Below are 7,916 nucleotides of genomic sequence, written 5' to 3'. Positions count from 1 at the left end.
GCGTCAAGGAACAGGCCCAGCAGGCCAAGGACAAGGCGAAGGACGCCTACGACCGGGCCGAGCCGTCGCCCTCCACGGAGCAGCCCGCAGGCGGGGCGTCCGCCTCGACCAGGTTCTACGACCAGGGCAACGCCTGAACCTCGGGCGTCATTCACGCACGACCCTTCGGTAACCAACCCAGAAAGTAGAGACACATCATGTTGAGCACCAACCAGATCGACCAGGTCATCGGCCAGCCCGTCCACGGCTCGGACCAGGACAAGCTCGGCAAGGTCGGCACGATCTATCTCGACGACGTGACCGGCAAGCCCGAGTGGGCCACGGTGCAGACCGGCCTGTTCGGCACCAAGGAGTCCTTCGTCCCGGTCGCGGACGCCGACTTCACCGAGGCCGGCCTGACCGTGCCCTACACCAAGGAGCAGGTCAAGAACGCCCCCCGGGTCGATGCCGAGCAGGGTCATCTGTCCCAGGACGAGGAGGCCGAGCTCTACCGCCACTACGGGCTGGCCTACTCCGAGGAGAAGTCCGACTCGGGCCTGCCCGCCGGGCACGACGACCACGACCACAGCGACCGTGCCCCGGCCGCGTCGGCGGAGCGCGGCGACCGCGACGGTGACGGCGTCTTCGACGACGTGCAGGGCCGCGTCGAGGGGCGCGACACCTCCGGTCTGACCACGGACGAGGCGATGACCCGCTCCGAGGAGCAACTCAAGGTCGGGACCGAGAAGGTCGCCACCGGCAAGGCCCGGCTGCGGAAGTACGTCGTGACCGAGGAGCAGACCGTCACGGTGCCGGTCACCCGCGAGGAGGTCCGCATCGAGCGGGAGCCGATCACCGAGGCCAACGCGGGCAAGGCCATGGACGGCCCGGCGATCTCGGAGGAGGAGCACGAGATGACCCTCACCGAGGAGCGGGTCGTGGTCCAGAAGGAGGTCGTCCCGATCGAGCGGGTGAAGCTCGCCAAGGAGACGGTGACCGAGCAGCAGCAGGTCACCGAGCAGGTCCGCAAGGAGCAGGTCGAGACCGACAGCGACGCCGCGGCCGAGCGCAAGGACGGCGCCTGATGGGGGACAGGAACACGCTCGTGAGGGCGCTGCACGACGTGGGTGCCGCCGCGTGGTTCGGCGGGTCGCTGATGGGTGCCGTCGGCCTTAACGGCGCCTCCGGGGACATCTCCAACCCGGGGGAGCGGGCCAAGATCGCCGCGGACGGGTGGGCCCGCTGGGCCCCGGTGGCCGCCGGCGCGATCGGCGCTCACGCCGTCGGTGGGCTGGGTCTGATCCTGGCCAACCGCGACCGGGTCCGCGCCCAGGACGGGGTACAGGCCAACACGGTCATCAAGGCAGTGTTGACGGTCGCGGCCATGGCGAGCACCGCCTACAGCGGTGTCCTCGGCGCGCAGCTGGCCAACGCCGACCCGGGGCACGTCTCCTCGGGCACCGTGCCGAGCAAGGACACCCCCGAGCGGGACGCCAAGGTGCAGCAGCAGCTGCGAGTCCTGCAGTGGGCAACCCCGCTCCTGACCGGTGCACTGATCGTGCTCGGGGCCCAGCAGGGTGAGCAGCAGAAGGCCGGGCAGGTCCTGACCGGCAAGGCGACCAAGGCCGCGAAGGGCCTGCTCCACCGCTGATCACCCCGGCTCCCGGCCCTGCCGCCGCACGAGCCGGTGACGAAGCCGTGGGTCCGGTCCGGCAGTCCGCCGTCTCCTCGTCGAGACGGCGGACTGCCCAGGACACAGGCTCCGTCCACCCGGGCGGAAATGCGCTCATGAGGGAGGAGGATCCAGGTGAATGGTGAAGATGGCGCGAGCGACTCGATCGCCACCCGCGTCCTCGTTGCAGAGCTCGCCGTGGTCCGCGATCGCCTCCAGCGGGATGCCAGCAGCGGCGGGTACGCGAGTCTGCCCGGGCAGGCTGCCCGCAGGGCGGTCCTGCTCCGACGAGAACGACGGATCACCAACGCGTTGCGACGCCGCCTCGAGGCGGTCGTCGCGGGCCCACCGATGGACACGTCAGCCCCCGATCCGGATCACGTGGTCCAGCACGTTCCGGTCTGACGCGGCCGACCGCCCGGACTGCGGGCACCTTCCTCGCCCTGAGCGGACCGTGGCCACGGACTGCGGGCACCTTCGTCACACTTCGCGGACCGTGCACGGTGCGCAAGGTCAGCCCAGTGCGCGCAGTGATCTGCTGACAGGACGTGCCTAGTGGAGGGCGACGGTGAGCAGGACCACGGCATCGGTCATGGCCGCCAGCGCGTGACGCTGCTGGGGGATGTCGATGATCTCACCGCCGCGGAGCAGACACTCCTGGTCGGCCCAGTGCAGCCGGACCTCACCGCCGATGACGTGCAGCGTGGCTGCGGGTGGGGCCTCGTGCTCGGCGAGCTCCGCGCCGGCGGCGAGGGCGATGACCGTCGCCCGCAAGGAGGCGCTCGAGTGGATGGTGCGTGCTGCCCGGTGTGAGTGGTGCGACCGGGCGCTGTCCAGGAGCTCGTCGGCCAGGTCGGTCAACCGCAGCGGTCCGGTCATTGCGCGATGGGCGTGGTTCTCCTCGGTCATTGCACTCGATCCCATCCGCGTCGCGGTTTCCGGCTGCCAAGCTGGTCGTCGCGGCTGCGATAGACGATGTAGGGGCGGGTCAGGTAGCCCAGCGGGGCGCTGAAGACGTGGACCAGTCGGGTGAAGGGCCACAGGGCGAACAGGAGGAAGGCCGCCAGGCCGTGCAGCTGAAAGCCGATCGGGGCTGCCGCCATCAGTTCGGGGTGCAGGGAGAACCGGAAGATGCCCCGGAACCACACCGACACTCCTTCACGGTAGTCGTAGTTGCCGAAGACGTTGGCCACCACGGTGTTGGCCAGCCCGAGGAGGATCACCGTCGCCAGGACGGCATACATCGTCTTGTCCATCCGGGTGGTCGCGGTGAAGACTGGCCCCACCGTGCGCCGTCGGTAGATGAGGATGGACATGCCGACGACCGTGCACAACCCGGCGACGGCTCCGACGCTGACCGCCATGAAGTGATAGAGACCCTCGGAGATCCCGACCGCCTCGGTCCAGGCCTTGGGGATTCCGAGACCCATGACGTGGCCGCCGAGGACGAACAGGATGCCGAAGTGGAAGAGCGGGCTCCCCAGCCGAAGCAGGCGGTTCTCGTAGAGCTGTGACGAGCGGGTGGTCCAGCCGAACTTGTCGTAGCGGTATCGCCAGAGGTGCCCGACGACGAAGACCGTGAGGCAGACATAGGGGAGGACGACCCAGAGCAGGACGTCCGAGCCGGCGGTCATGTGCGGGCTCCTCTCAGGGAGGGGGAGTAGGTGGGCATCGGAAGCGGGACCGGGCGGCTCGTCTCGGGCATGTACTCCGGTGGGGCGAACGGGGCCAGGCCGACCTCCTCGGCGGGAGGTCCCTGCGCCGCGAGCCTCATGACGGCGTCCCGGTCGTCCCCGCGCATGGGCGGGAAGGTGGCACAGACGGCGTCGGCGACGTGGGCCCAGGGTGAGCCGAGGTCGGTCAGGGCCAGGCGGAGGAGCTCGACTCCCGCGCGGTGGTTCATCAGCAGCTCCCAGGCGGCGAGGGTGTCGGCGATGGCGCCGAACTCGAGGACGACCGCGAGGTGGTCGGGCAGCTCGCTGTCCGACAGGAGCATCCCGTGCGCGCGGTATGCCGTCTTGAACCGCAGCAGCGCGACCCCCCTGTTGCGGGTGTCGCCGTGTTCGAAGTAGGTCAGGTAGGGGCAGCAGCGTCGCTGGTGGTCGAACGTCGTGACGAAGGCTTCGGCGAGCTGCGACAACGGAGTCCGCTGCACGTGATCGAGGAAGGCGCGCAGCGGATCCGACACCGCCGCCGGAAGGCGTGCGGCGGCACCCTGGATCAGGGGCAGTGTGTCGAGGAGCTCTTGGTCGGGGTAGGACATCAGGAGCGAGGCGCTCTGCCAGGCCAGTCGCAGCTCTCGATCCGCCAGTTTGGGCCTGGGGTGTCCCTTGCTCATGAGCGCTCCTGCGGCCCGGGCGAGCCGGGCTCGTCGGCGGTGGTCTCGTCGTCCCCGTGGGGGAAGAGTCCGTCGGGTCGTCCCCGGCCGTCCCAGTTGAGCAGGTTCACCCGGCCACGGTTGCTGTCGACGACAGCCACGGTGTCGCTGGTCTGGCGGTCGCGAAGCATCTGGAAGTTCTCGACCGCGATGGGTGTCGGCGCGCCTGACCCCTCGCCGAACGGTCCCGACCCTCCCATCCCGGGTCCGCCGTCGAGGTCGAGGCTGCACTCGGTGGCGAGCTCCTCGAGGGAGTGGGCCTGTTCGGCGTGCGCTGGAGGGATGACGTACCGCTCGTCGTACTTCGCGATGGCGAGCAGGCGGTACATGTCTTCGATCTCGGTCCCGGTCATGCCGACGCGCGTCGCCAGGGACTCGTCGGCAGGCCGGCCCATGTTGATCTCCCGCATGTAGGAGCGCATCGCAGCGAGCCTGCGGAGCACGGCATCCACGGGAGCGGTGTCACCGGCGGTGAACAGCTCCGCGAGGTATTCGATGGGGATGCGGAGGGCGTCGATGGCCGCGAAGAGGTTGCCCCCGTCCTCGGCGTCGTGACCGGTGTCCCGGATGATGTCGACGACGGGAGACAGCGGCGGGATGTACCAGACCATCGGCATCGTCCGGTACTCCGGGTGCAGCGGCAGGGCGACCCGGAACGTGGTGATCAGGGCCCAGATCGGCGAACGCTGAGCGGCCTGGATCCAGTCGCGGGGGATGCCGGCCTTCTCCGACTCACGGATGACGACCGGGTCGAAGGGGTCGAGGAAGACGTCGCGCTGCGCTTCGTAGAGGCCCTGGTCGTCCTCCGTCGACGCGGCCTCGAGGACCTTGTCGGCGTCGTAGAGCATGAGGCCGATGTAGCGCAGCCGTCCGACGCAGGTCTCGGCGCACACGGTGGGCAGTCCCACCTCGATGCGCGGGAAGCAGAAGGTGCACTTCTCGGCCTTGCCGGTCTTGTGGTTGAAGTAGATCTTCTTGTAGGGGCACCCGGAGACGCACATGCGCCAGCCGCGGCAGCGGTCCTGGTCGACTAGGACGATGCCGTCCTCGCTGCGCTTGTAGATGGCCCCGGAGGGGCAGGACGCGACGCAGGACGGGTTGAGGCAGTGCTCGCAGATCCGCGGGAGGTAGAACATGAAGGTCTGCTCGAACTCGAACTTCACCTTGTCGGCGATGTTCTTGAGCATGACGTCCTTGTGGCCATGGTCGATCGACCCACCCAGGTCGTCGTCCCAGTTGGCACTCCAGGTGATCTTCATGTCGTGCCCCGTGATCAAGGACTTCGGCCGGGCCACCGGGATGTGCTGCTGGGCGGGTGCGTCGGTGAGGGTGGCGTAGTCATAGGTCCACGGCTCGTAGTAGTCCTCGATCGAGGGCAGCTTGGGGTTGGAGAAGATGTGCAGGAGCTTGTTGACCCGGCCGCCGTCCTTGAGGGTGAGATTGCCGCGCCGGTTGAGGGTCCAGCCTCCCTTCCACTTCTCCTGGTCCTCGTACTGGCGCGGGTATCCCTGACCGGGACGCGTCTCGACGTTGTTGAACCAGACGTACTCCGTGCCGGCGCGGTTGGTCCAGGCCTGCTTGCAGGTCACCGAGCAGGTGTGGCACCCGATGCACTTGTCGAGGTTCATCACCATGGCCATCTGAGCCATCGGTCTCATGGGTGTGCTCCATCCGTGGGTGCGGGTCGACGAGGGCTCATCAGTACGTGACGTCCTGCGAGCGGCGTCGGATGATCGTCACTTCGTCGCGCTGATTGCCCGTCGGGCCGAGGTAGTTGAACGCGAAGGTGAGCTGCGCGTAGCCGCCGATGAGGTGGCTCGGCTTGATCATGAGTCGGGTCAACGAGTTGTGGATCCCGCCTCGCTTCCCCGAGGTCTCCGTGAGGGGGACGTCGATGAGGCGGTCCTGGGCATGGTGCATGTAGACCGTGCCCTCCGGCATCCGGTGGCTGACGATGGCCCGGGCGACGACGACGCCGTTGCGGTTGACGGCCTCGATCCAGTCGTTGTCGTGGATCCCGACCTTGGCAGCGTCCTCCTTGCTGATCCAGATCGTCTGGCCCCCGCGCGACAGCGACAGCATGAACAGGTTGTCCTGGTACTCGGAGTGGATCGACCACTTGCTGTGCGGGGTCAGGTAGCGCACGGTGATGCCCAGGGCACCGGTCTCCCCGATGGCGGGCTCACCGAAGAGGGCCTGCATGTTCAACGGTGGCCGGTAGACCGGCAGCTGCTCGCCGAGCTCGGTCATCCAGTCATGGTCGAGGTAGAAGGTCATCCGGCCAGTGAGGGTGTGCCAGGGCTTGAGCCGCTCGACGTTGATCGTGAACGGGGAGTAGCGCCTTCCGCCGGCTTCCGAGCCGGACCACTCCGGCGAGGTGATGACCGGCACCGGGGGGCCCTGGGTGTCCGCGAACGTGACCTGCTTGCCCTCGTGCTCGGCGGCGAGGTCGGCCAGCCGGACCCCCGTGCGTTTCTCGAGGGTGCGGAACCCCTGCGTTGCCAGGTGACCGTTGGTGGTGCCTGACATGGCCAGGATCGCCTCGCAGGCATGCACGTCCAGCGCCAGGGAGGGCCGTCCGTCGCCGACGCCACCACGGACGGCACCGTTCTTGTGCCGCAGGTAGTCGACCTCCTTCTCCAGCCGGAACGTCACCCCCTTGGTGGTCCCGCCGAGGGTGTCGACCAACGGCCCCAGTGCAGCCATCTTCTGAGCGATGGCCCCGTAGTCTCGTTCGACGAGGACGAGTTTGGGCATGCTCACCCCGGGGACGGGGTCGCACTCACCCGCCTTCCAGTCAGCGACGACACCGTGCGGGTTGGCCATCGCGTCCGGGGTGTCGTGCGTCAGGGGGACCGCCACGACGTCCTGGCGCACCCCCAGATGGGGGCCGGCGAGCTCGCTGAACCGTTGCCCGATGGTCATGAAGGCGTCCCAGTCGGTGCGGGTCTGCCACGGCGGGTTGATGGCGGGGTTGAACGAGTGGACGAAGGGGTGCATGTCAGTGGTGTTGAGGTCGTGCTTCTCATACCACGTCGCCGCGGGCAGCACGACGTCCGAGAAGATCGTCGTGCTCGTCATCCGGAAGTCCAGGGTGAGGAGCAGGTCGAGCTTGCCCGTCGGGGCCTCGTCGTGCCAGACGACGTCCCGGGGCCGCATGCCCTCGGGGGTCTCGGTGGCCCGGACGGAGTGCTCCGCCCCGAGGAGGTGCTTGAGGAAGTACTCGTTGCCCTTGGCCGACGACCCGAGCAGGTTGGCCCGCCAGATCGACAGCACCCGGGGGAAGTTCTCCGGGGAGTCGGGATCCTCGCTGGCGAAACGCAGCCGGCCGGACGTCAGCTCGTCGACGACGTGCTCGGCGACCGGACGACCAGAGGCGGTGGCCTCGTCGGCCAGGTCGAGGGGGTTGCGGTCGAACGTCGGGTAGGAGGGCATCCACCCCATCCGGGCGGACTGGGCGATGACGTCGGCGGTCGTCTTGCCGGCCAGCTGCCCGTCGGCGGTGGCGGAGGCCAGCGTGTCCGCCCCGAAGTTGTCGTAGCGGAACTGGTCGGTGTGCAGGTACCAGTAAGCGGTCTGGATCATGTTGCGCGGAGGCCGGCTCCAGTCCAGCGCGTTTGCGATCTGGGTGTAACCGGTGAGAGGGCGCACCTTCTCCTGGCCGACGTAGTGGGCCCATCCCCCGCCGTTCACGCCCTGGCACCCGGTCAGGGTGGTGAGGGTGAGGAACGCGCGGTAGATCGTGTCGGAGTGGAACCAGTGGTTGGTGCCGGCGCCCATGACGATCATCGAGCGGCCCTTCGAGTCCTGCGCGTTCTGCGCGAACTCACGCCCGATCCGGGCCGCGGTGGCCGCAGGTACACCGGTGATCGCCTCCTGCCAGGCCGG

Annotated in this window: 8 protein-coding genes; 3 read left to right on the top strand and 5 right to left on the bottom strand. The window is 68.5% G+C overall.

Going from position 1 to position 7,916, the window contains the following annotated elements:
* The first annotated feature begins 197 nt into the window (after positions 1–197).
* From ACLL9L_RS07285 to ACLL9L_RS07275, 3 genes are all read left to right on the top strand, one after another.
* Positions 198–1,064 (top strand): DUF2382 domain-containing protein, encoded by an 867-nt coding sequence (locus ACLL9L_RS07285; RefSeq protein ID WP_411283980.1) that lies wholly within the window; start codon positions 198–200, stop codon positions 1,062–1,064.
* The gene (locus ACLL9L_RS07280; protein WP_411283979.1) at positions 1,064–1,630 is read left to right on the top strand and encodes a hypothetical protein; all 567 of its coding nucleotides are present in this window, start codon (positions 1,064–1,066) and stop codon (positions 1,628–1,630) included. The genes ACLL9L_RS07285 and ACLL9L_RS07280 overlap by 1 nt, the downstream gene beginning before the upstream one ends.
* A 156-nt stretch (positions 1,631–1,786) precedes the next feature.
* Positions 1,787–2,056 carry a hypothetical protein gene (locus tag ACLL9L_RS07275; protein WP_411283978.1) on the top strand — a complete coding sequence of 90 codons (270 nt, stop codon included), beginning with the start codon at positions 1,787–1,789 and terminating at the stop codon, positions 2,054–2,056.
* Positions 2,057–2,203: 147 nt separating this feature from the next.
* Here the strand turns inward: ACLL9L_RS07275 and ACLL9L_RS07270 are convergent, their stop codons facing one another.
* From ACLL9L_RS07270 to ACLL9L_RS07250, 5 genes are all read right to left on the bottom strand, one after another.
* A complete protein-coding gene (locus ACLL9L_RS07270; protein ID WP_411283977.1) occupies positions 2,204–2,560 on the bottom strand; it encodes a LuxR family transcriptional regulator in 357 nt (118 codons plus the stop codon).
* On the bottom strand, positions 2,557–3,285 hold the full coding sequence (gene narI, locus ACLL9L_RS07265; protein ID WP_411283976.1) for a respiratory nitrate reductase subunit gamma: 729 nt from the start codon (positions 3,283–3,285) through the stop codon (positions 2,557–2,559). The genes ACLL9L_RS07270 and narI overlap by 4 nt, the downstream gene beginning before the upstream one ends.
* Complete coding sequence (gene narJ / locus ACLL9L_RS07260; RefSeq protein ID WP_411283975.1) at positions 3,282–3,989, bottom strand: nitrate reductase molybdenum cofactor assembly chaperone; 708 nt, start codon at positions 3,987–3,989, stop codon at positions 3,282–3,284. The genes narI and narJ overlap by 4 nt, the downstream gene beginning before the upstream one ends.
* Positions 3,986–5,686 carry a nitrate reductase subunit beta gene (gene narH, locus ACLL9L_RS07255; RefSeq protein ID WP_411283974.1) on the bottom strand — a complete coding sequence of 567 codons (1,701 nt, stop codon included), beginning with the start codon at positions 5,684–5,686 and terminating at the stop codon, positions 3,986–3,988. Before narH ends, narJ begins: the two co-directional genes overlap by 4 nt.
* A gap of 40 nt (positions 5,687–5,726) precedes the next feature.
* Positions 5,727–7,916: molybdopterin-dependent oxidoreductase (locus ACLL9L_RS07250; RefSeq protein WP_411283973.1), on the bottom strand; the 2,190-nt coding region annotated here is incomplete at its 5' end.

Origin of the sequence: Lapillicoccus sp. (assembly GCF_046595215.1) — a bacterium.
GTDB lineage: Bacteria > Actinomycetota > Actinomycetes > Actinomycetales > Dermatophilaceae > Lapillicoccus.
This window is presented reverse-complemented; position numbering and strand designations above follow the sequence as displayed.

Coding starts and splice junctions, on each gene's coding strand:
- ACLL9L_RS07270 (WP_411283977.1), bottom strand. CDS start 2,560: ATGACCGAGGAGAACCACGCCCATCGCGCAATGACCGGACCGCTGCGG.
- narJ (WP_411283975.1), bottom strand. CDS start 3,989: ATGAGCAAGGGACACCCCAGGCCCAAACTGGCGGATCGAGAGCTGCGA.
- ACLL9L_RS07285 (WP_411283980.1), top strand. CDS start 198: ATGTTGAGCACCAACCAGATCGACCAGGTCATCGGCCAGCCCGTCCAC.
- narH (WP_411283974.1), bottom strand. CDS start 5,686: ATGAGACCGATGGCTCAGATGGCCATGGTGATGAACCTCGACAAGTGC.
- narI (WP_411283976.1), bottom strand. CDS start 3,285: ATGACCGCCGGCTCGGACGTCCTGCTCTGGGTCGTCCTCCCCTATGTC.
- ACLL9L_RS07280 (WP_411283979.1), top strand. CDS start 1,064: ATGGGGGACAGGAACACGCTCGTGAGGGCGCTGCACGACGTGGGTGCC.